The following is a 22326-nucleotide window of genomic DNA, read 5'->3' as shown; positions in this document are numbered from 1 at the left end:
TTGCGGGGAAATGAATACTCTTAAAAACCTCGAACAGCTATTTTGTTGCAGAAATCATTTTGAATTGCAAAAGCCCTTTTTTAAGGTAAACCTATGTATAATCTGCAATTCGGATCAGCTTCAAAAACAAGCATCTTGTCCACAGGATAATCCAATTCTAATTCTTTGGTATCAATCCAAATTCCTAATCCTTTTATTTTTATTTCTTCACCTTCATATAAGACACCTTCATTACATCTTAATACTTTACTTTTACCAGATGCGGTTGTTAGAGAAACCGACGATTCATTCAATAACCAAGAAAGGCCAGGGGAATTATCATTAACAGAATTAATAATCATTTCCCCATGAAAACCAATATCGGCAATTGCAGACAATGTTCTCACTACGGCATAACCTGTACCATCATAAATTATCAAAGATGTTCTAGGAATATAGTCTACCAGCAAATTCCACATTACCTTGCCAGTTGCACCATATTTCATTTCTTCAATCTTCGAATTATAAAACACACAACTTGTTTCGCTTAACGGAGCAGTTAATAAATTTTGACATCCAATTATTTCTCCTTTTACACATACTACCTCATGGTCTTTGCAATCAGATATTTGGGAAACATTGTGTCTATTCAGATTCGATCTTACAATCTCTTTTTTACTAAAAAACCAAATTAACACCCTTAATATAATGGCTGTTATTAACAAAAGAATTGGTGTCAATGGAACGAAATTCATAATACAATTTAGCTTAGAAAATTCATTCAGCTTATAATAATCTGGGGGAAACTCACACCGCCCCATCCGTAAAATACAACTTCGCATCCTGCTCAGCCGAGAACACCAGAATTTTATCCACCGGCAACTGAAAGCCCAGCGACTTCGCATCGCGCCAAACGGCTTTGCCGGCCACATTTACCACTTCGCCTTCTTCAAGCAGGCCTTCCTTGTAACGCATGCTTTTGTTCCAGCCAAAAATGCCGGTGCTTTTTTTCGCATGGGTTTTCAGGTATTCTTCAATATGTGCAGGCGCATCTTTAAATGTGCCCGAATTGAAGTTGGCATCGGGCACAATAAAGCAGCGTGCGCTTTCGGCGTTAATCAGGGCATAGCCGCTTCCGTCGTGCAGCAATACAAGACCGGCTTTCACATCGTCAATTACCTTATGCCAGTGGCCTGATTTTCCGCTGCTGCGGTATTCCTCCACAATTACGCGGTAATACGAACACTCGCGCCCGCTCAGCGGCGCACGCAGCGTTTGTCCGTGAAACACCACCTTGCCCTGCACGCGGCCAGCTTCACCTTCGCGGAAGCTGCTTACCTGCTGCGGCTGGTGCTTGCGGATGTTGCGGAACACCGTTGTTTTTTCGCCGAAATACCAGGCGAGAAAAATAAGGAGTGCCACAACAGCAATGATGACGATTGCCCAGATCATAGGGTGAAGCGTTTGGTTGTACCTGGTAAATATAAACAGATGGAGCGAACCGTTCTGAGCAATAAAGCACCACCTGCTCCGGCTGTAGTTCAAAAAATCAGAAACAACCTACTTTACCGCAAACACAATAAAACCCACCCCCACCAGCATAAGCCCGGCAAAGGTGTACCACGGTGTTTTCGGTTCAATACCACGCTGAATCAGCGCCTGCTTAATATCGTGCGACATTTCGAACATCTGTCCGTTTTGTTTCAGTGCCCAGATTTGTCCGATACTGAAAAAAGGAATCCAGAAGAGATGAGCGTATTTCTGACGAATTTCCACTTCAATACCCGGCGCAAAGTTTTGTCCGAAGTCAAATTGATGCACAGGTGCAGAATACACCTTGAAAGAGCTCCATCCGTAAACAATCATAAAATAAGTTTATCAGGGTTAATTATTGAGTTTGGGTTGAGCAGGCAAGATTTGAAAAAAATCTGATTTTTCAAAATCACTGAAAAAGTTCATTTGTGGAATGAATTGCGTTGGGGAACGGGTGAAAATTTTACAAACCCGCTTTCCTTTTTCCTGAAACCACAAAAGAGCAGGAACCGCCTTATTTAGATTCATTTTTAATAAGCCTGAAACACTTGCTATTATTGAACTAAGCGCGCTGAGGCTTGTTATTAAGGCAAAATGAAAAACCTGCATTTTCGGCTTGTGGTATCGGTTGCGGTAAGTACATTTGTAACCGCTTCCGGAAACCAGTCCGGACAGGTTTTCCAAAATCAACATTCGTATTTCGCAGTATGACGAAATTTCTGACTTCCTCGCTCGGCAAGAAAACGGTGATGGCCCTGTCGGGGTTATTCCTTTGTCTGTTCCTCGTGGAGCACCTTTACACCAACGTGCACTTATTCTTTGGCGATGGCGGCAAAGAATTCAACGAGGCTTCACACAGCATGGTGCACAGCATCATCATCCGCATTATTGAAGTAGTGCTTTTCCTTGCCATTGTGGTACACGTGGCACAGGCGCTGCTGCTTACCAAAGAAAACAGCGATGCCCGCCCGGTAAAATATGCCGTAAACGGAGCAAGCAAAACCAGCAACTGGTTTTCGCGCAATATGCTGCTCACCGGCAGCGTAATTTTCTTTTTCATTGTAGTTCACCTCTACAATTTCTTTGTGCCGTATCGTGTTACCGGCCATGTGGTAGGGCCCGAAGAGGCGCTGGCCACCGGCGGCGAAACGCTGGCCATGGAAGTAGCCGAGGCAATGGCCAATCCTATTTACGCCATTATTTACCTTGTGTCTATCGCCCTGCTGGCGTTTCACCTTAACCACGGCTTCCAGTCGGCTTTCCAGACTTTGGGTTTGAACAACCAGAAGTACGGTAAAATCTGGAAACTGGCGAGTACCGGATTTGCGGCCCTCATTTTTGTGGGTTTTGCGGCATTCCCCATTTTCTTCCAGCTGGCCAAGTACATTGGTTTTGATGCACTGAACTGGAACCTCTAATTCATTAACCGCACATTCGCATTCATCATAATACTATGAGCAGCAAACTCAACGCGAAAATTCCGGCAGGCGAACTCGAGCAAAAATGGACGAAATACCGTTCTGAAGTAGCTCTGGTGAACCCGGCCAACAAGCGCAGCCTCGAAATTATTGTGGTAGGTTCAGGTCTGGCCGGTTCAGCCGCTGCAGCCTCTCTTGCCGAAATGGGCTACAAGGTAAAGGTGTTCTGCTTTCAGGACAGCCCGCGCCGCGCACACTCCATTGCCGCACAAGGTGGTATTAACGCCGCCAAAAACTACCAGAACGACGGCGACAGCGTTTGGCGCCTGTTTTACGATACCATTAAAGGCGGCGACTACCGCGCCCGCGAAGCCAACGTACACCGCCTGGCCGAAGTAAGTACCAGCATCATTGACCAGTGTGTGGCGCAGGGTGTGCCTTTTGCCCGCGAATATGGCGGACTGCTCAGCAACCGCTCATTCGGCGGCACACAGGTGCAGCGCACATTTTACGCCGCCGGCCAAACCGGCCAGCAGCTGCTGCTGGGCGCCTACAGTGCGCTTGAGCGCCAGGTAGGCCTGGGTAATGCCATCATGTACTCGCGCCACGAAATGCTGGATGTGGTAATGATCGATGGCAAAGCCAAAGGCATCATTGCCCGCAACCTCGTTACCGGCGAACTCGAACGCCATTCGGGCCATGCAGTGCTGCTTTGCACCGGCGGCTACGGAAACGTATTCTTCCTTTCCACCAATGCTATGGGTTCCAACGTAACCGCGGCGTGGAAAGCACACAAACGCGGCGCCTATTTCGGCAACCCGTGCTTTACTCAAATTCACCCCACCTGCATCCCCGTATCGGGCGATCACCAGTCGAAACTCACGCTCATGTCGGAGTCGCTGCGTAACGACGGCCGCATCTGGGTGCCCAAGAAACAGGGCGATACACGCCATCCGAACCAGATTCCGGAAGAAGAACGCGATTACTACCTCGAACGCCGCTACCCGGCTTTCGGTAACCTCGTTCCGCGCGACGTGGCTTCGCGCGCAGCCAAAGAACGCTGCGATGCCGGCTACGGTGTGGGCGCTTCGAAAATGGCGGTTTACCTCGACTATGCTTCGGCCATTGAGCGTTACGGAAAACAGCAGGCCAACAAGCTCGGCGAAACCGGCGCTACAAAAGAACGCATCATTGCCCTGGGCAAAGACGTAGTGAAAGAAAAGTACGGCAACCTTTTCGAGATGTACGAAAAGATTACCGACGAAAATCCCTACGAAATGCCCATGCGCATTTACCCGGCGGTTCACTACACCATGGGCGGCCTCTGGGTTGACTATGAACTCATGACCACCATTCCGGGTCTTTATGCGCTGGGCGAAGCCAACTTCTCCGATCACGGCGCAAACCGCCTCGGTGCTTCGGCGCTGATGCAGGGCCTGGCCGATGGATACTTTGTAATTCCTTACACCATTGGCAGCTACCTCAGCAGCCAGATCCGCGATAAAGCAGCCGATGTGAACAGCCCCGAGTTTGTGGCCGCCGAAAAGGAAACCGCTGAGCTCATCAACAAACTGATGAACATCAAAGGCACCAAGTCGGTTGACTATTTCCACAAGCGTCTCGGTAAAATTATGTGGGACAAATGCGGCATGGCGCGCAACAAGGAAGGTTTGCAGTGGGCGGTTGAAGAAATCCGCAAGCTGCAGAAAGAATTCTGGAGCGATGTGCGCGTACCCGGTACGGCAAACGGCCTCAATCCGGAGCTTGAAAAAGCCTGCCGCGTGGCCGATTTCCTCGAACTTGGCGAACTCATGTGCCTTGATGCATTGGATCGCGAAGAATCCTGCGGAGGTCACTTCCGCGAAGAACACCAAACAGAAGAAGGCGAAGCCATGCGCCATGATGATAAGTACATGTACGTAGCTGCGTGGGAGTTTAAAGGCACCAACAACTACGAACTGCACAAGGAAGAGCTCAAGTACGAGCGCATCAAACCTTCACAACGTAATTACAAGTAAGCACATTATCGCTATGGAACACAAAGGCATGAACCTTACACTTAAAGTGTGGCGCCAGCAAAACGCCTCCGACAAGGGCAAATTCGTTACGTACAATGTAAAAGACGTTTCGCCCGATATGTCGTTCCTCGAAATGTTCGACGTACTTAACGAGCAGCTTATCAATAGCGGCGATGAGCCGATTGCGTTTGACCACGACTGCCGCGAGGGCATTTGCGGCATGTGCAGCATGTACATAAACGGCCGCGCACATGGCCCCATGAAAGGCACCACCACCTGCCAGCTGCACATGCGTTCGTTTAAAGACGGCGATACCATTACCGTGGAGCCCTGGCGCGCAAAAGCATTCCCGGTAATTAAAGATCTCGTGGTTGACCGCTCCGCGTTCGACAAGATCATCGCTTCGGGCGGCTTTGTATCGGTAAATACCGGTAACGCGCAGGATGCCAACGCCATTCCGATTCCGAAAGACGATGCCGATGCTTCATTTGCTGCGGCGGCCTGCATTGGCTGCGGTGCCTGCGTGGCATCGTGCAAAAACTCGTCGGCCATGCTGTTTGTATCGGCCAAAGTATCGCAGTTTGCCCTGCTGCCGCAAGGTCAGGCCGAACGTACTGACCGTGTGCTGAACATGGTAAAAACCATGGACGAAGCCGGCTTCGGCAACTGCACCAACACCGGCTCCTGCGAAGTAGAGTGCCCGAAAGAAATTTCGCTCGGCAACATCGCCCGCATGAACCGCGAGTATTTGATGGCTACGCTGAAGAAGTAATTTCTTCTGCTGCTAAACATAAAAATCGGTCGTCTGAAATCAGACGACCGATTTTGTGTTTATACCAGGGCTGTCGGGGTGTTTTCTTTCTGCTGGTTTTGTACTGCTATACAAAAAGCCCGGCCGCATCGGTTGATGCGGCCGGGCCAAATTGCATGGGTTTATGCTAAGCAGAACTTACTGCTTCACAAACGTACGCTGTGAGGTGCTTTCGCTGCCAATGAAACGTACAGAGTAAGTTCCGGCAGGAAGCTGCTGCAGATCAACCGTAAGTGTGTTGCGGTTGCTTACATTTTGTGTAAACACTTCACGTCCGCGGATGTCAACAATAACCACGGTGTTTACGTTCTCGGTCCAGTTGAGGTTGATGAACGAAGCAGCCGGGTTGGGCATGATAGCGAAACCACTGTTGTCGATTTCGGTTACACCGGTGCAGGGTGATACCGAGATGTTTTGTGATGCGTTGTTGGTACAGCCGCTTGAATCAGTGTAGGTGTAGGTGATTGATGTGCTGCCTACTCCGGCGGTTGCAGGATTAAACACGCCATTGTTAACTGCTGTGCCGCTGTAGATACCACCTGCGGGTGAACCACCTGCGAGTGTAAGTGCTGCATCATCGAGACAAATGGTGCTCTGGCTGAGGGCCAGGGTTACCACGGGCAGTGCATTTACGTTCACGGTAAATGTAGCTGTGTCGGTGCAGAGGTCGGTGCTGTAACCCACTACGGTGTAAGTAGTAGTGGTGGTGGGCGATACCGTGAGTGAGGAGTTGGTTGAGTTATCAGACCAGAGGTAGGTATTGCCACCGGCTGCGTTGAGTGTGTTGGTTGAGCCGGCACAGGCAGCAGTGAGCGGGCCGGTAACAGTAACCACCGGAGCGGCAAAAGTGTTGAGGTTGAAAGTAGCTAATGCACCCTGACGGTTGCACACGGTATCTTCGGCATACACAGAAACTGAACCGGCCGCATTAGCAGTAACGTTAACAGTTGTGGTACCATTGCCGCTGTTGATTACAAGACCGCCGGTGGCTGTCCACACGTAGTTGTTTGCATTGGCAACGGCATTGATGCTGATGTTGATCTGGTTGCCGGGGCAAACTGTGTTTGTGGTGGTGGTGAATACGGGCTGAGCAGGTGTAGGATCAGCATAGCTGATGTACACGGCGCCGTTTCCGGTGCGGATGCCGCTGAGCAGGGTTCCGGCTACGGTCATGCCGCCATTGTAGTTAGTGCCACCGGCACCGCCGCCGCCGCCGCCTTTGTCGTTACCTGAGCAACCTGTGGTTCCGGCCGAACCGCCGCCGCCACCGCCGCCGCCGAGGAAGCCGCCGCCGCCGCCACCGCCGCCGGGAATAGAAGCAGCATTGAAGCAGCAGCAGGTTTGTCCGTTACCGCCGTTACCGCCATTTTCGTTGGTAGCTGTAATGCCGGGCTGGCCAAGGAAGCCTGCGCAGCCAATACCTGCAGCACCGGCGTTTGCGCCGTTACCGCCAAAACCACCACCGGCCACGCCGTTTGAGGTGGGCGCATCGGCACCGTTAGCACCGTTGCCACCGCCACCGTTACCGCCGTTACCGCCGTTTACAACAGCCTGTTCGCAACCGCCACGGCCACCGCCGCCACCGCCGCCGGCAACAAGCACACGATCAGCCGCAGCTGATGAGTTTACACGAACATCGGTAGCACCGCCGCCGCCGCCGGAGTTCTGGTTGCCGCCGTTGCCGCCACCATTAAAACCGCCGCTGGGTGTGGCACCAATGCCACCTACATATACAAACAGCACCTGACCAGGCACTACAGAAAGCGTTCCGCTAGCGTAGCCGCCAAGGCCGCCATTACCGCCAATTGAGCTGTTGCCACCAACTGCGCCGTTGCCACCCTGTGCACCATAAGCATCAATGTTGATGCTGGTAACACCGCAGGGCACAGTGTAAGTTTGCATGGCTCCCGTAAATACGAGCGAGTCCACAATTTGTGCAGGCCCGCCAACGGTAGTCGTTTGCGCCTGTAAGCCTGCAAAGGTTAACAGGGCTATGCCTGATAAAAGAGGTAATTTTGTCTTCATATTGGATTTAGGAGGAATTAAGGGTGCGAATTTAGCACCATAACGTAAAAATCCGGCTTTGGGTTATTGAAATCTGGTTTCGGGTAATTGAAAAAAGACTTTTACCCATCCTTCAACAAAAAACTTTATCTGCGATTACGCACTTTTACACGTTGGAAACCGGTTTTTACTAACCCGCCTGTTCAAACCCGTGCGGCAATTCTATCTTTACACGTGATGAGAGCCGTCTTCACCCTCTTTGCTTCTGTGCTTGTTTTCTTGCTTCACGGGCAAGACCCCTACGGCATTCCCGTCACCAAACGAAACGGACTTCCCTCCAACGAAATTTACAATATTCTTCAGGACAGCAAGGGATTTATATGGATATGCACAGGAGCCGGCTTATGCCGATACGACGGCTTTTCGTTTAAAACATATCCGCTCTCCCTGCAACGGCCTCCGGCTGGCACCTGCCTGCGCGAAGACAAATACGGCCGCATCTGGTACACTACTTTCGACGGCTGGCTGCATTACGTGGAGAATGACTCACTCTACGCCTTACCCAAACAACGACAGCCCGCAGGCAGTGTCGAATTCGGAATTAATCAGTCGGTTGTTTTTGCCCCTTCAATCCACGGCATTGATATTTATGATCTGCTTACGTTAAAGCTGAAAAAATCTATCCCCAATAAAAATCAATACTTCATTAACGCTACACAATATCAGGATAAATACTGCATACTTTCCGATTCGCTTTACCTCTATGATAGCGAAGGCCGGCTAAGCACCTTTCAAACTCCGCGCCCGTCGGTAAGCGGCTCTATTGTATGTTCAAACAATAACGAACTCCTCATTCTGCCCAGAGTTTTTGGCGCAAAACGTGCATTCCGCTTCAATGGACAGTCTTTTGAACCCGGGTTCGAATTGCCTGAAAGTTTTATTCACGCGCAGGCATTCTGCGAAAACAAATACTGGTTTTTTACCGATAAGGGTATTTTCATCTATACTACTTCCGGTGTCCCGCTCAATAAAGGAAATCCGCTTTTTGCAAAAGAACTCATGACCTGTCTGATGAAAGACAGAGAAAACAACTACTGGTTCGGGTCAAAAGATAATGCCATGCTGCTTGTGCATGACTTCGACCAGTATTTGCTGCTTAAAGACAGGGTTCCGGTGCAGCTTGAAATAACCGGCACAAAACTATACTGCGCATTCCGCAGCGGGGGGGCATCCATTATGCCGCTGCCGCTCAACGGCACGGAAGAAAATGTAGCGGGAATGGAAGGCCATGCGATTTACATGATGCGGTTTGATTCGGCATCGGGGTTGATGTTTTACACACACTCGCAGGGGTTTATTGTGCTTAAAGACAACAAGCCCATCATTACCCGCGATGCCGCAGTGAAAGGTGCCGTCCCGATCAGCGAAACCTATGCGTTGTATGCAGGCTCCGGGTCAAGTGGTTTATTGCGACTGAATGATAATCCTGATCCGGTTTGGGACAGATGCTACACCAAATACCGGGTTACGCGCATGGAGAATTACGAAGCGAACAACGTAACCGGAAACCTCCGGGGACGCGATGTAGCTGTAACCGAGCATGGACAACAGGGCTGGATTGCCACCAATCAGGAGCTTTATTCGATAACGCCACAAGGGGCAAAGGAGGTAAAACATAATGGTGAAGCCATTGTATGCCGGAGAATTCAGGCAGTAAAAAAAATCCTTTACGGGCTCACCGTAAACGGCGACCTGATTTGTATTAATTCCGCGCAAAAAATGGAGAAACTGAGCGGCCGGTTTCAGGTGCCCTCGCAAATTGAACAACTCTACAATTTCGGCAATCTGCTCATTATGGTCAGGGCGGGCTCGCTGATTATTTTTGATGTAACCAATTATGGCGGCGGGGTTACGGAAATAAAAACCAACGCATCAGACATTTTTGATGTGGAGTATTATAACGCAAACCTTCTTATTGCCACACCCGAAGGGCTTCTTGTGCTCAAGTATGCACAAAGCAATGTGCCGGTTTCCAACCCTCCTTTTATTATTAACTCCATCCTTGTAAACAACAGCCGCGCCACTGCCGAACAGCTGCTTAATCTGAGCAATGCGCAGCAGCAGATTGATATTAATTATTCCATACTTTCTTACCGGCCATCGTCAATTACCGAGTTGTATTACCGGCTGAATAATCAGGAATGGGTGCAATGCGATCCCGGCAGCCGCACACTGAAACTGGCGGGCCTTTCGTCGGGCGATTATACACTTGAGTTTAAGTTTGGCAAAGGTAAGTTGCTGAGCAAAATCCGCTTTCAGATTGCTCCGCCCTGGTGGCAGCACCCGCTCACCTATGTGGCGTTGGTTTTAATTGTTCTGCTCCTTGCGTATTTTATATATCGCTATCTGCTGCGCCTACAGGAAAAGAAAAACCGGCAAGTTACCGAGCGCCTTGAACTTGAGCGGAATTTCGACCGTTCAGTGCTTACGGCAATCCGCTCGCAAATGAATCCGCATTTTTTCTTTAATGCATTAAACACCATTCAATCTTACATTTTCGAAAACGACCGGCAGAATGCGGGCAATTACCTCTCGAAGTTTTCGAAACTCACCCGCATGGTGCTCGAAATGTCGGGCCGTGATCTGGTCACATTAAGCGAAGAGACAGATGCACTTCAGCTTTATCTTGAGCTGGAGAAAGCACGTTTTACGACCGACTTTAACTTTGAAATGCACTTTGCGGAAAATGTGGATAAAGAACTCATCCGCATTCCACCGATGCTTCTTCAGCCCTATGTGGAAAATGCGGTAAAGCACGGGCTGCTCCACAAAAAAGGTCAAAAACAGTTGCAGCTTCGCTTTTCGCGCGAGCAGCAGCTGCTTACGGTTGAAATAAGCGACAATGGTATTGGCCGTAAACGCTCACAGGAACTCAATAAAATACGCAACGAACATCACGAATCGTTTTCGAGCGAGGCTAACCAGAAACGCCTTGAGCTGCTCAATAAAGGCCGTACCAACAAACTCGGCGTGGAGTATGTGGATAAAACCGATCACCACGGCATGGCGCTTGGCACTACCGTAATCATTACAATACCTCTCTGAAATAACACACAATGTCTGAAAAATACAGCGCAATTATTATTGATGATGAAGTACGTGCCCGATCACTGCTGCGCGGACTGCTTGGCGAGGTGGCTCCTGAAATAGAAGTGGTGGCCGAAACCGAAGACCTTCCGAATGGTGTGAAAGCCATTCGCCGTTTGCAACCACAGCTGGTATTTCTCGATATTGAAATGCCGGGGCACAGCGGACTTGAGCTGCTTGATTTCTTTAACGATGATGAAGTCGGGTTTGAAATCATCTTTACCACGGCCTACAATAACTATGCGATAAGGGCATTCAAGCTTTCGGCCATCGACTATCTGCTTAAGCCCATTTCACCCGCCGAATTGCGTGAATCGGTTGACCGATTTCTGCGCAAAACACGCGAGCATGCAACACGGCTTGTAGATTATTCCGCACTGCGCGAAAATCTTTTGCCGCAAAATCCCGGCCGTATTGCCGTACCCAGCGGCAATGCCATCAAATTCATCGACCCGCAACACATTGTGTGCCTGAAGGCCGACAGCTCGTACACCGAAATTTATTTTACCGACGGCACGCAGCTTGTGGTAAGCCGCACGCTGAAAAATTTCGAAGACGGATTTGATGCCGCTGCTCCGTTTTACCGATGCCACAAATCATACATCGTAAACATTCAGCACATTTCTGAATATGTGAAATCAGACGGAGGTTATCTGCTGATGAATAACGGTATGCAGGTATCGGTTTCGCCTGAACGCATTGACGAACTGATGAACAAAATCAGCTTCATCAAACGCTGAGGAAATACACACAGGCCTAGCATGAAAGCCTGTATATTTGCGGCAGCAACACTGCAAGCAATGTCCGCTTTATACCTGGTTCCCACGCCTGTAGGCAATCTCGAAGATATTACGCTCCGCGCCATCCGTGTGCTGAAAGAAGCTGATCTGATTTTGTGCGAAGACACGCGCACCTCTTCAAAACTTCTTCAGCACTACGATATACGCAAACCCCTGCAGGCTCACCACGCGCACAACGAGCACCGTACTGTGGAAGACATTGCCGCGCGCATAGAAGCCGGACAAACCATAGCACTCATAACCGATGCCGGCACACCGGGCATTTCCGATCCGGGCTTCCTGCTGGTGCGCGCCTGTGTGCGTGCCGGTGTACACGTAGAATGCCTGCCCGGCCCCACGGCTTTTGTTCCGGCACTGGTTCAATCGGGGCTGCCGTGCGATCAGTTTGTGTTTGTGGGCTTCCTGCCCCAGAAAAAGGGCCGGCAAACACGCCTGCGCGCGCTGGCCGATGAACCGCGCACCTTTGTGCTGTACGAATCGCCATTCCGGCTTGTAAAAGCCCTGACCGAACTGGCCGAACACCTCGGCCCCGCACGCCAGGTAGCCGTATGCCGCGAGCTTACCAAACTGCACGAAGAAACCTATCGCGGCTCACTCGCCGAAGCAAAAACACATTTTGAAAGCAAAACCGTGAAAGGCGAAATCGTAATTGTGGTAGCCGGAAATACAGGCAACGAGCATGAAGAACCCGAAACTGACGAGTAAATACTGCTTATTCTGGTGGGCTTCGTATATTCGTAACACACCTCTCTCGCAATACGAATGATGCAACTTTCCGAAAAATCGGGCGCGCCGCCGGGCACACTGCTTTACGTAGGACGCGAAGCCAGCAAAGCGGTTCGTATTTCGCTCATCGAATACAACGAAAAGGAATTTCACGAAGAAACGTTCGTCAGCTTTTCCGACTGTATCCTCAACTCGCACGAAGACATGGTGCGGTGGATTAATGTAGATGGTGTGCATAATACCGAACTGGTAGAAGAAATATGCAACCGTTTCAATATTCACCCGCTTACACAGGAAGATATTGTAAACACCAACCAGCGCGCCAAGTTTGAAGATTACGATAACTATGCCGTGTGTGTAATGAAAATGATTTACACACACAATGAACATGAAAAAACAGACGAAGAGCGATTTATTACCGAGCAGCTTACCATAATTCTGCTCAGCAACAACACCGTGCTTTCCTTTCAGGAAGCCGAAAGCGGCGATGTATTTGATATTATCCGCACACGCATACGCCAGGGCAAAGGCCGCGTACGCAAAGCCGCTGCCGATTATCTCTGCTATGCGCTGATTGATGCGGTAATTGACTCGTATTTTGTGGTGCTCGAAGAAATTGGCGACGATGTGGAAATACTTGAAGACATCATGCTTCAAAACCCGCGGCCGAGTACACTTAACGCATTGCATACGCTCAAACGGCAAATGGTACACATCCGCAAAGCCGTGTGGCCCATGCGTGAACTGCTGAGCCTGATGGAGCGCACCGAATCATCACTCATTTCCGAAAACACCTACATCTATCTGCGCGATGCACACGACCATGCCATACGCGTTATAGATACCGTGGAAACTTACCGCGATCTGCTTTCGGGCATGATGGATCTTTACCTTTCCAGTGTGAGCAACCGCATGAATGAGGTGATGAAAACACTCACCATCATTACCACCATTTTTGTACCACTCACGTTTCTTACCGGTGTGTACGGAATGAATTTCGAAGTGCTTCCGGGAAAAAACAACCCGATTGGCTTCTGGGAACTTTGCGGTGTAATGTTGCTGCTCGTAATTGGATTGCTTTATTATTTCAGACGAAGAAAATGGCTGTAAAATATTTCCCGCTTCTGTTGCTTGCGCTTGCCGCCTGCGATAATCCGAAACGAAATCCGCCCCGGAAAGATACGGCGGCACAGGCCGCAGCAAATGCACCGGCAAACGACACACAGACCACCGCAACAAATGCCTTTGCAGTGGACACCTCACAACGTAACCAGAAAGCCGTGGCTGATGTACTGAACGGATTGCCCGACCTGATGGAAGGCGATATTATTGTGCAGGATATTCAAAACATCAATGGTATAATTATGCGCGATGCCATGCGTTCGGAATGGTCGAACATTGGCATTATCTTCAGGCGCGATGCGGATGGCGCCTTGGTGGTGATGGATGCCACAGGCAAGGTTCATCTTACTCCGTTGCCGGAATGGATTTCGGCCGGACGCGAGAATAAACTGGCGCTGTACAGACTCAAAGACGGCGAGAACATACTTGTGCCTAAAACTACCAAACAACTTCGGTTAGCCTGCAAACCATTCAAGGGAAAACCGGCCGACCTCTATTTCAACTGGAGCGATGAGGAAATGTACAGCGCCGAAATGGTTTGGAAAATTTACAGCACCGGCCTCGGCATTTCACTGTGCCCTACCCGCACACTGGCGGATCTGAAACTTGACGGGGAAGCACTGAAACCGCTGATGACAAAGAAATACGGCAGTCGTATTCCCGCAAATGAAACCGCAGTAACCATTCCCGATATCCTTCAGTCAAAACAACTCAAACTGCTCTATGCGCGTTGATCCGCTTCCCTCCGATGCATTGCTAAAGCAACTAAAAGTGCTTTTTGGAGCACTGCTTACCGGACAGCTAATGTTTTTTGCAGGTATGGGATTTATGCTGTTTTCGCAGACTGAAAAATCAATTGCGTTTTCATTCGACGGGAAATACACTCTGGTGCTCATGCTTGTGAGCGCCGTAGTGCTTGCGGCCGGGGTGTTTGTGCCACGAAAAATGCTTGCCACCCTGCGCACTGAAAAAGACGATGCGAAACTCTACGCCGGCTATCGCTCCGTGTGCATTGTACGCTGGGCAATGCACGAAGCAGCGGTGATTATCTGCCTCGCGGGTGCCTTTCTCGACACGCAGCCCGCTATGTTTATTCCGGCCGGAGTGGCTTTTCTGCTTTTCTGCACCCTGTTTCCCACGCGCGACAAACTATTTTCCGAATTACACTTAGGTTTTCGCTACTGAACATGGAAGCTTTTTACCTCGTAAAAAACGGCTCTGCAGCCACCGCGTTTGAACGGCGTGCCCTTGCTCTGCAGGCTCCGGCTTCAGGTCAGGTACAGCTTGCCACAGAAGCTTTCGGACTCAACTTTGCCGATGTAATGGCGCGTCAGGGTCTTTACCGCGAAGCACCGCCACTGCCGGCTGTGCTGGGGTACGAAGTGGTGGGACGAATTACCACCGCAGGTGAAAACACCAATGCTCCGCCCGCAGGCACACGTGTACTGGCCTTTACCCGCTTTGGCGGATATGCCACACACGTAAACACCGATGCCCGAAGTGTAATTCCCATTCCCGAAGACATGCCCGCCGCTGATGCCTGCGCACTGGCCACACAAGGCTGCACCGCCTGGTTTGCCGCCACACAGCTTTTCAGGCTGCGGGAAGGTGAACACGTGCTCGTGCAGGCCGCCGCTGGTGGTGTAGGAAGTTTGCTTGTACAATTAGCCAAACTGCAGGGCTGCGTGGTGTACGGCACTGCCGGCAACGATAGTAAACTCGAACTCCTGCGCACACTCGGCACCGATTATCCCATCAACTACCGCACCACTCACTTTGCCGATGCCGTAAAGCAGCTAAACGGCGGCAGAAAATTAGATGTGGTGTTTGATAATCTCGGCGGACGTGCATTTAAAAAAGCACTTGGCCTGCTGGCGCCGGGGGGCCGCATAGTTGGCTACGGCGCCGCCGAAAGGCTCGGCCGCCGGGGCCCGTTTGCCACCCTGCAGCTGGTGTTTGGTTTTGGCTTTCACAATCCGGTGCAGTGGCTCATGAAATCGCAAACCGTGGCCGGACTCAACATGCTGCGTGTGGCCGAACGCAATCCCTTGCTGTTGCAGGAAGGGATGACGGCCATGCTTGAACTGTACAACAATCGAAAAATAATAGTCATAAACGGTGGCGAATATCCCGCCAACAGCCTGCCCGAGGCTCACGAAGCACTTGGCAGCAGATCCACAACCGGTAAACTTGTGATACGCTGGTAACCACAGTTTGCGTAACTTCAATTCCGGCAAAAACACATCAGTAAACGTATGAAACGTATTTCCCTTTTTTTCGCGCTCTTCACGCTCACACTCTCAGCACAAGCGGCCATAAACGACACCAACTTTACCGATCCGAAAGGTTTGAAACAGGGGTTTTGGGTTGAACGGCTGGGCGCCTACGACTGGCATGGCAATTATGAAAACAGCGTGCGCGAGGGTACCTGGAAATCGTATCCGGTTGGCAGCCTCATGCTGGCGAATGTGGAGAATTATCTCCATGGAAAAAAACACGGCCTGTTTGTAGGTATCGATCGCTCTGGATTTGTGTATCGCGAAGAAACCTATGTAAACGATACACTGCATGGTGTACGCCGCACATTTTATACAGGCGGAAAACCCAAAACGGAAGAGCTTTTCGATAAAGGCAAACTCACCGGGATAAAGCGCGTGTATTATCCGAACGGAAAAAAGCAGGAGGAATCAATATATGTTAACGGACAACGTAACGGCACCTGCAAATGGTTTTTTGATGACGGAGTGGTGAATACCGAATCAAACTATGTAAACGGCCTGCTAAACGGATTTCAGATTACCTACTACCGGAATAAAAATGTAAACAGCTCGGTAAAGTATGTAAATAATGAAATGGATGGCGAATACAAGGAGTTTTATGAAGACGGGAAACTGAAAACCCAGGGCATGTATAAAATGGGGCAAATGGTGGGTGTGTGGACAGAATACTATCCCAATGAAAAGCCCAAAACATCTGGCCAGTACCTGAACAATCTGAAAGAGGGTTACTGGACCAATTACGATGAGAATGGTAAAAAAACCGGTCGTACCAAGTTTGTAAAAGGAGCCGGGCCTGATGATGTACCTCCTTCGCCTAAAGCGGATCCGCTTCCTCCCAAAAACTGATAATTGACAGTGCGGAGTATCGCATTGTGCGTAATTTTGCATCATGAATAAGCTTTGGATAAACATTGCAATTGGTGCTGCTGCGCTCGTGCTGCTCATACTCGTCATTCCGCAACTTGCCAGCGGTGAAAAGAAAGCCCTTCGTAAACTGCCGTATTACCGTCCTGTGCAAACCACAGCCGTAAACAATGATGCAGAAGGCCGCCACACCATACGTGCGTTCAGCTTTACCGACCAAACCGGGAAAACCGTTACAAACGCAGATTTCAAAGGGAAAATAACGCTTGTCAATTTCTTCTTTGCTACCTGCGAAGGTGTCTGTCCGGTAATGAACAAACAAATGGCGCGCGTGTATGAAAAGTTCAGCACCAACAGCAATGTGCGTTTCCTTTCGCACACAGTAAATCCCGAAAACGATTCGGTACCGGTGCTTGCCGAATATGCCGCACGCTACAAAGCGGATGCAGCTACATGGAAATTTGTAACCGGGAATAAAAACGAAATTTATGCGATGGCCCGCACCAGCTATCTGCTTTCCGACAGCGATGGCGACGGCAGCAAAGAAGACTTTTTACACTCAGATCAGATCGGCCTCATTGACCGCGACGGGCACGTGCGCGGCCGCTACACCGGCACCAATGCTGCTGAAGTGGACCGGCTGATGATTGATCTGGAGCTTTTGCTGAAGGAGTAAGTCGGTAATAATCCAAAAGCCAGCGGCCGCAGAACAGTTTTTCTGCGGCCGCTGGCTTTATCGGTGTTCGTGAATGCGACTGATCTTGGCGATTAATCAAACTTCTCTGGTCGCATTTAGCTCACACGTAATTTGTTTTTTATCGGTGTTCGTGAATGCGACTGATCTTGGCGATTAATCAAATTTCTCTGGTCGCATTTGCGGGAAGAACAGGACGTCTTGGATTGAGTGGCTGTTTGTGAGCAACATAGCCAAACGATCAATACCGATACCGATACCGGCAGTGGGCGGCATGCCGTATTCAAGTGCGCGCAGGAAATCGTGGTCGATATACATAGCTTCATCGTCGCCGCGCTCCATGAGTTTTACCTGTTCTTCAAAGCGTTCGCGCTGATCAACCGGATCGTTAAGCTCACTGTAGGCGTTGGCTACTTCCTTACCGTTTATCATCAGCTCAAAACGCTCTACGAGGCCTTCTTTGCTGCGGTGCTTTTTGGTGAGCGGGCTCATCTCTACCGGATAATCGGTAATGAAGGTGGGCTGGATGAAGTTGCCTTCGCATTTCTCACCAAAAATCTTGTCGATAAGTTTGGCGCGGCCCATGGTGCCGTCAATATGAATATGCATTTCACGGCAGGCCGCACGCAGCTGCTCTTCATCCATATTCGCCACGTCGATACCGGCGTATTCTTTAATGGCATCAAAAAGTGTTACGCGACGGAAAGGCGTGGCAAAACTGATGGTGTTATCACCCACCTGCAGTTCGGTTGTGCCGTTTGCATTGATGGCAGCTTTTTCGAGCATGGTTTCGCAGGTGCGCATCATCCACTCATAATCCTTGTAAGCCACATAGAATTCGAGAATGGTAAACTCCGGATTATGCGTGCGGTCCATGCCTTCGTTGCGGAAATTGCGCGAAAATTCAAACACGCCATCGAAACCGCCCACAATAAGGCGTTTGAGGTAAAGTTCGTTGGCAATGCGCAAAAACAATTCGGTATCGAGCGCATTATGGTGTGTAACAAACGGACGTGCCGCAGCGCCGCCCGGAATGGGTTGAAGCACCGGCGTATCCACTTCCAGCAGGCCAATATCGTTAAGGAAATTGCGCAGCGCATTAACCATTTTGGTGCGCTTCACAAACGTCTCTTTCACTTTCGGATTAATAATCAGGTCGGCATAGCGCTGGCGATAGCGGAATTCGGGATCCACCACCTCATCAAAACTATGGCCGCTTTCATCTACTTTCACCACCGGCAGCGGGCGCAGCGATTTGCTGAGCAGCACAAAACTGGTGGCGTGAATAGAAATTTCGCCCACCTGCGTGGTAAACACAAAACCTTCAATGCCGATGATGTCGCCAAGGTCGGTTAGTTTTTTCCACACCTCGTTGTACAGCGTTTTGTCTTCACCGGGGCAAATATCATCACGGCGCACATAAATCTGAATGCGGCCCGAAGCATCCTGCAGGTTGGCAAAGGCGGCCTTACCCATATCGCGCACCGTCATTAACCTACCGGCAATGCGCACGCTCTTGTAACTGGTTTTATCACGTTCGTAGTTTTCGTGAATGTCCTTCGCAGTTACATTCACGGTAAATTCTTCGGCCGGATACGGATTAATGCCCAGTTCGCGGAGACGTGCCAGTTTCTGGCGGCGGAGTACTTCCTGTTCTGAAAGTTCGGTGTGCATCAGGTGCTTTTTTTATTGGGCACAAAGATAGAAAAAGATTGGCCTTGGGAATCGTGCGGCGGCCACACAAAGCCAAACAGGTTACTGCGGGTGTTGTTTGTAATACTCTGCCACCAACTTCGCCTTCGCAGGCCCCACCACTGCCGCCAGTTCCTCCTCGCTTTTCTCCTTAATAACTTTCACCGAACGAAACTCTGTGAGCAATTTAGCCGCCGTGGTTTCGCTTATGCCTTTAATCTCCACCAATTCCGTTTTAATAGTGCCCTTGCTGCGTTTGTTGCGGTGATGTGTAATACCAAACCGATGCGCCTCGTCGCGGATGTACTGGATAATGCGCAGTGTTTCCGATTTTTTATCGAGATAAAGCGGAATCGGATCGTTGGGGTAATAAATTTCTTCGAGGCGTTTGGCAATACCAATCACCGCCACTTTGCCATGAAGCCCCAGCTTTTCGAGCGAGGTCATGGCGGCACCAAGCTGACCTTTGCCGCCGTCAATTACAATGAGCTGCGGCATTTCGAGGTTTTCTTCCTGCACCCGTTTGTAGCGGCGGAAAATCACTTCTTCCATCGTAGCAAAATCATCCGGCCCTTCTACGGTTTTCACATTGAAATGGCGGTAATCTTTTTTGCTTGGCTTCGCATCCCTGAACACCGTCATAGCCGAAACAGCATAGTCGCCATGAAAGTTTGAGTTATCAAAACACTCAATCAGCCGGGGTTCTTCGGTAAGGCGCAAATCCTTCAACATGGTTTGCAAAATGCGTTTGGTGTGTCGCTCTGGATCCACCAGATTGTCTTGCCGTTCCTTGTCTTTGCGGTAATATTCCACATTACGTTCCGAAAGCTCAAGCAGTTTCTTTTTATCGCCGCGCTGCGGAATGGTGTATTCCACTCCAGGCAGTTTCAGCTCAGGTTCAAACTGCACCACAATTTCTTTCGCGTTACTCTGAAAGCGTTCGCGCAATTCCACAATGGCAAGTTCAAGCAGTTCAGAATCGGTTTCATCCAAACGCTTTTTCATTTCCAGCGTATGCCCTTGTACAATAGCACCATCTATCACTTTGAAGAAATTTACAAACGCGGCCTTCTCTTCCGATGCGATGGTGAACACATCCACGTTGCTGATGGTGGGACTCACCACTGTAGATTTTCCCTGGTATTTTTCGAGTGCATGAAGCTTCTCTTTCACCTCCTGCGCTTTCTCAAAAGCCATGTTTACCACATGCTCATTCATTTCCTCGCGAAGCATACGGGTAACAATAGAAATATTGCCTTTAATAATATCGCGGATTTCACGGATATAGCCGTTGTATTCCAGTTCCTGCTGCAGGCCTTCGCACGGGCCTTTGCAGTTGCCAATGTGGTATTCCAGACAAACCTTGAATTTACCAGCTTTAATATTGGCATCAGAAAGTGTAAGCCGGCAACTTCGCAATTTATACACCTTGCGCACGAGTTCCAGCACTGTATGCATCACTTTACCCGAAGCATACGGCCCGAAATACTGCGAACCGTCGTCAAGGAGTTTTCGCGTGGGAAATACACGCGGAAAACGCTCGTTGGTGATGCAGATCCACGGATAGGTTTTATCGTCTTTCAGCCTGATGTTGTAAGGCGGCTGATACTTTTTGATAAGGTTATTTTCAAGCAGCAGTGCGTCAAGCTCGGTATCCACCACAATGTATTTGATGTCGTGAATTTTGCGCACAAGCACGTATGTCTTGCCACTCTCGTGCTGGTCTTTAGTAAAATAAGAACTTACCCTTTTCTTGAGGCTTTTGGCTTTACCCACATACAGCAGTTTCCCGGCCTGATCGTAATACTGATATACACCCGGTTTTTCGGGCATAACCTGCAAAAGTGGCTGAAGATGGTCGGGTGCGGGCATGCGGCAAAGATAATGAGGTGCACATAAAAAAGCCGGTGTCTCTTTGCAAGCACCGGCTTTTTCTTAACACACCTGGGTAATCTACCGCCCGGAGCGGGCTACGCAAACCTGCTCAAAAGCTTGGGCAAACATGCAGGCGGTATTTCTTTTTGGGCTTTTTGCACTTAAACATCCAGCCTAATGACAATTCGTGCGCTCCGGCAGAAGCATTCGTTAGGCGCGATACAGTTACATCATAACTGTAACCCACACGCATACCGTTATCGAGATCCAGACCAATGAGCATAATAAATGCATCGCGGCCGCGATACCATAAACCACCCACCAGCGCATTGTTTTTTACATACATGCCCAGATCAAGCCGGCGGAAATCGCCCTGCTGACGATACATGATGTTGGGCGAAATATAACTCTCACTGTTGTTGCGGCCACCCAGCGGAATAATACCACCGGCATGCGCAGTATATTTCCGGGGCAGTTTACTGGTGCCGTTCAGCAGCGACTCATTTTGTTCGAGAATATGATGCGTGGCCACACCGGCGTAAAAAGCACGCGACGAAAACATGGCACCTGCCGCAAGATCGAAACTGCTTACGCGCACCTGGCCGGGTATTTCCTGCGTAAGATTAATAAATCCGCCACGCGGATCAATCTGATCGCCGAAACTAAGCAGGCTCCAGTTTACTGCTTTCTGCCACCAGCCCGCCTGAAAGCCAAACGAGATGCTGGAGTGATGCGAGAGCGGAATAACCGGTGCATACACCACACCTACTCCGGTTGTGTTGAGGCTGCCTTGCCCGGCCTGATCATGCACTACAGTTACACCAATGCCACCCTTTACTTTATAGGCATATTGGTCATATGAAGCTGCAAAAGTGGAATATGTACCCGAAATGCCGGGCCACTGCTGCCGGTAGTTGGTTTGGATATTGGGACAGATTTTTGCTCCCGCCAGCGCCGGATTGAGGTACAGCGAATTGGCATAAAACTGCGAAAACTCGGGATCCTGAGCTTTGAGCGTAGTGAGCGGAAGACAAAAAATTCCGGCCGTAAGGAGGAGAGCATAGCCGTTTTTCATGTGCGTAATTTTGAGTTGCCAATGAAAAGACGGAGCTGGTGTGGCAGGGTTGCCTGTGAAAATGAAAAAAAACAGGGCCGGGAAATAAAAAAGGGCCGGAAAACGGCTTCAACCGCTCCGGCCCCTGATCCATAAAAGGCAATATGGCTTATTCGGTCACAATCATGCGCTTGCTGTCGGCGGCTTTGCCATCCACAATAAGTGCATAGATGTAAATACCGGGCGCAAGTTCGTTGGCATTAATGGTAAACTGACCGGCACCGCGCTGGTTAAGCTGCTCAGAACGGAT

General features: G+C 49.8%; 21 protein-coding genes. 12 read left to right on the top strand and 9 right to left on the bottom strand.

The window, feature by feature from the left end; all coding sequences use genetic code 11:
- Window positions 1–80 precede the first annotated feature (80 nt).
- From IM638_00105 to IM638_00090, 4 genes are all read right to left on the bottom strand, one after another.
- Window positions 81–734, bottom strand: coding sequence for a hypothetical protein (locus IM638_00105; protein MCA6361412.1), 654 nt, complete (start codon window positions 732–734; stop codon window positions 81–83).
- A gap of 52 nt (window positions 735–786) precedes the next feature.
- Window positions 787–1431, bottom strand: a complete 645-nt coding sequence (locus IM638_00100) for a hypothetical protein (protein ID MCA6361411.1) — start codon at window positions 1429–1431, stop codon at window positions 787–789.
- Window positions 1432–1539: 108 nt separating this feature from the next.
- Window positions 1540–1845, bottom strand: coding sequence for a hypothetical protein (locus IM638_00095; protein MCA6361410.1), 306 nt, complete (start codon window positions 1843–1845; stop codon window positions 1540–1542).
- An 18-nt stretch (window positions 1846–1863) separates the two neighbouring features.
- Window positions 1864–2196 carry a hypothetical protein gene (locus IM638_00090; GenBank protein MCA6361409.1) on the bottom strand — a complete coding sequence of 111 codons (333 nt, stop codon included), beginning with the start codon at window positions 2194–2196 and terminating at the stop codon, window positions 1864–1866.
- 23 nt (window positions 2197–2219) lie between these two features.
- On the opposite strand from IM638_00090, the gene IM638_00085 reads away from it, so the two are divergent.
- Genes IM638_00085 through IM638_00075 form a run of 3 tightly spaced genes read left to right on the top strand, consistent with a single transcriptional unit; the run spans window position 2220 to window position 5720 of the window.
- Window positions 2220–2930 carry a succinate dehydrogenase cytochrome b subunit gene (locus IM638_00085; protein ID MCA6361408.1) on the top strand — a complete coding sequence of 237 codons (711 nt, stop codon included), beginning with the start codon at window positions 2220–2222 and terminating at the stop codon, window positions 2928–2930.
- A 35-nt stretch (window positions 2931–2965) separates the two neighbouring features.
- A complete protein-coding gene (locus IM638_00080; GenBank protein ID MCA6361407.1) occupies window positions 2966–4948 on the top strand; it encodes a fumarate reductase/succinate dehydrogenase flavoprotein subunit in 1983 nt (660 codons plus the stop codon).
- A 28-nt stretch (window positions 4949–4976) separates the two neighbouring features.
- Window positions 4977–5720: a succinate dehydrogenase/fumarate reductase iron-sulfur subunit gene (locus IM638_00075; GenBank protein ID MCA6361406.1), complete on the top strand. Its 744-nt coding sequence runs from the start codon at window positions 4977–4979 to the stop codon at window positions 5718–5720.
- Window positions 5721–5897: 177 nt separating this feature from the next.
- Here IM638_00075 and IM638_00070 read toward each other — a convergent pair whose 3' ends face one another.
- The gene (locus IM638_00070) at window positions 5898–7784 is read right to left on the bottom strand and encodes a T9SS type A sorting domain-containing protein (protein ID MCA6361405.1); all 1887 of its coding nucleotides are present in this window, start codon (window positions 7782–7784) and stop codon (window positions 5898–5900) included.
- Between the two features lie 213 nt (window positions 7785–7997).
- Between IM638_00070 and IM638_00065 the strand changes: the two genes are divergently transcribed.
- The 9 genes from IM638_00065 to IM638_00025 are packed head-to-tail and all read left to right on the top strand — an operon-like array spanning window position 7998 to window position 17377.
- Complete coding sequence (locus tag IM638_00065; protein MCA6361404.1) at window positions 7998–10868, top strand: histidine kinase; 2871 nt, start codon at window positions 7998–8000, stop codon at window positions 10866–10868.
- Window positions 10869–10879: 11 nt separating this feature from the next.
- Window positions 10880–11650: a response regulator gene (locus IM638_00060; protein ID MCA6361403.1), complete on the top strand. Its 771-nt coding sequence runs from the start codon at window positions 10880–10882 to the stop codon at window positions 11648–11650.
- A gap of 60 nt (window positions 11651–11710) precedes the next feature.
- Complete coding sequence (gene rsmI / locus IM638_00055) at window positions 11711–12415, top strand: 16S rRNA (cytidine(1402)-2'-O)-methyltransferase (protein ID MCA6361402.1); 705 nt, start codon at window positions 11711–11713, stop codon at window positions 12413–12415.
- A 57-nt stretch (window positions 12416–12472) separates the two neighbouring features.
- Window positions 12473–13546, top strand: coding sequence for a magnesium/cobalt transporter CorA (gene corA, locus IM638_00050; protein ID MCA6361401.1), 1074 nt, complete (start codon window positions 12473–12475; stop codon window positions 13544–13546).
- Entirely contained in the window at window positions 13537–14292 is a 756-nt protein-coding gene (locus IM638_00045) for a hypothetical protein (protein MCA6361400.1), read from the top strand. Before corA ends, IM638_00045 begins: the two co-directional genes overlap by 10 nt.
- Complete coding sequence (locus IM638_00040) at window positions 14282–14743, top strand: hypothetical protein (protein MCA6361399.1); 462 nt, start codon at window positions 14282–14284, stop codon at window positions 14741–14743. Before IM638_00045 ends, IM638_00040 begins: the two co-directional genes overlap by 11 nt.
- Before the next feature lie 2 nt (window positions 14744–14745).
- Window positions 14746–15765, top strand: coding sequence for a zinc-binding dehydrogenase (locus IM638_00035; GenBank protein ID MCA6361398.1), 1020 nt, complete (start codon window positions 14746–14748; stop codon window positions 15763–15765).
- A 48-nt stretch (window positions 15766–15813) separates the two neighbouring features.
- On the top strand, window positions 15814–16683 hold the full coding sequence (locus IM638_00030; protein MCA6361397.1) for a hypothetical protein: 870 nt from the start codon (window positions 15814–15816) through the stop codon (window positions 16681–16683).
- A 43-nt stretch (window positions 16684–16726) separates the two neighbouring features.
- Window positions 16727–17377, top strand: a complete 651-nt coding sequence (locus tag IM638_00025; protein ID MCA6361396.1) for an SCO family protein — start codon at window positions 16727–16729, stop codon at window positions 17375–17377.
- A gap of 174 nt (window positions 17378–17551) precedes the next feature.
- Here IM638_00025 and lysS read toward each other — a convergent pair whose 3' ends face one another.
- The 4 genes from lysS to IM638_00005 form a co-directional block, all read right to left on the bottom strand.
- On the bottom strand, window positions 17552–19069 hold the full coding sequence (gene lysS / locus IM638_00020; protein MCA6361395.1) for a lysine--tRNA ligase: 1518 nt from the start codon (window positions 19067–19069) through the stop codon (window positions 17552–17554).
- An 81-nt stretch (window positions 19070–19150) separates the two neighbouring features.
- Window positions 19151–20959 carry an excinuclease ABC subunit UvrC gene (gene uvrC, locus IM638_00015; GenBank protein ID MCA6361394.1) on the bottom strand — a complete coding sequence of 603 codons (1809 nt, stop codon included), beginning with the start codon at window positions 20957–20959 and terminating at the stop codon, window positions 19151–19153.
- 112 nt (window positions 20960–21071) lie between these two features.
- On the bottom strand, window positions 21072–22037 hold the full coding sequence (locus IM638_00010; GenBank protein ID MCA6361393.1) for a type IX secretion system membrane protein PorP/SprF: 966 nt from the start codon (window positions 22035–22037) through the stop codon (window positions 21072–21074).
- 148 nt (window positions 22038–22185) lie between these two features.
- A partial coding sequence (locus tag IM638_00005; protein ID MCA6361392.1) for a secretion protein Por occupies window positions 22186–22326 on the bottom strand: 141 nt, incomplete at its 5' end.

It is taken from the genome of Bacteroidota bacterium (assembly GCA_020402865.1).
Classification (GTDB): domain Bacteria; phylum Bacteroidota; class Bacteroidia; order Palsa-965; family Palsa-965.
This window is presented reverse-complemented; position numbering and strand designations above follow the sequence as displayed.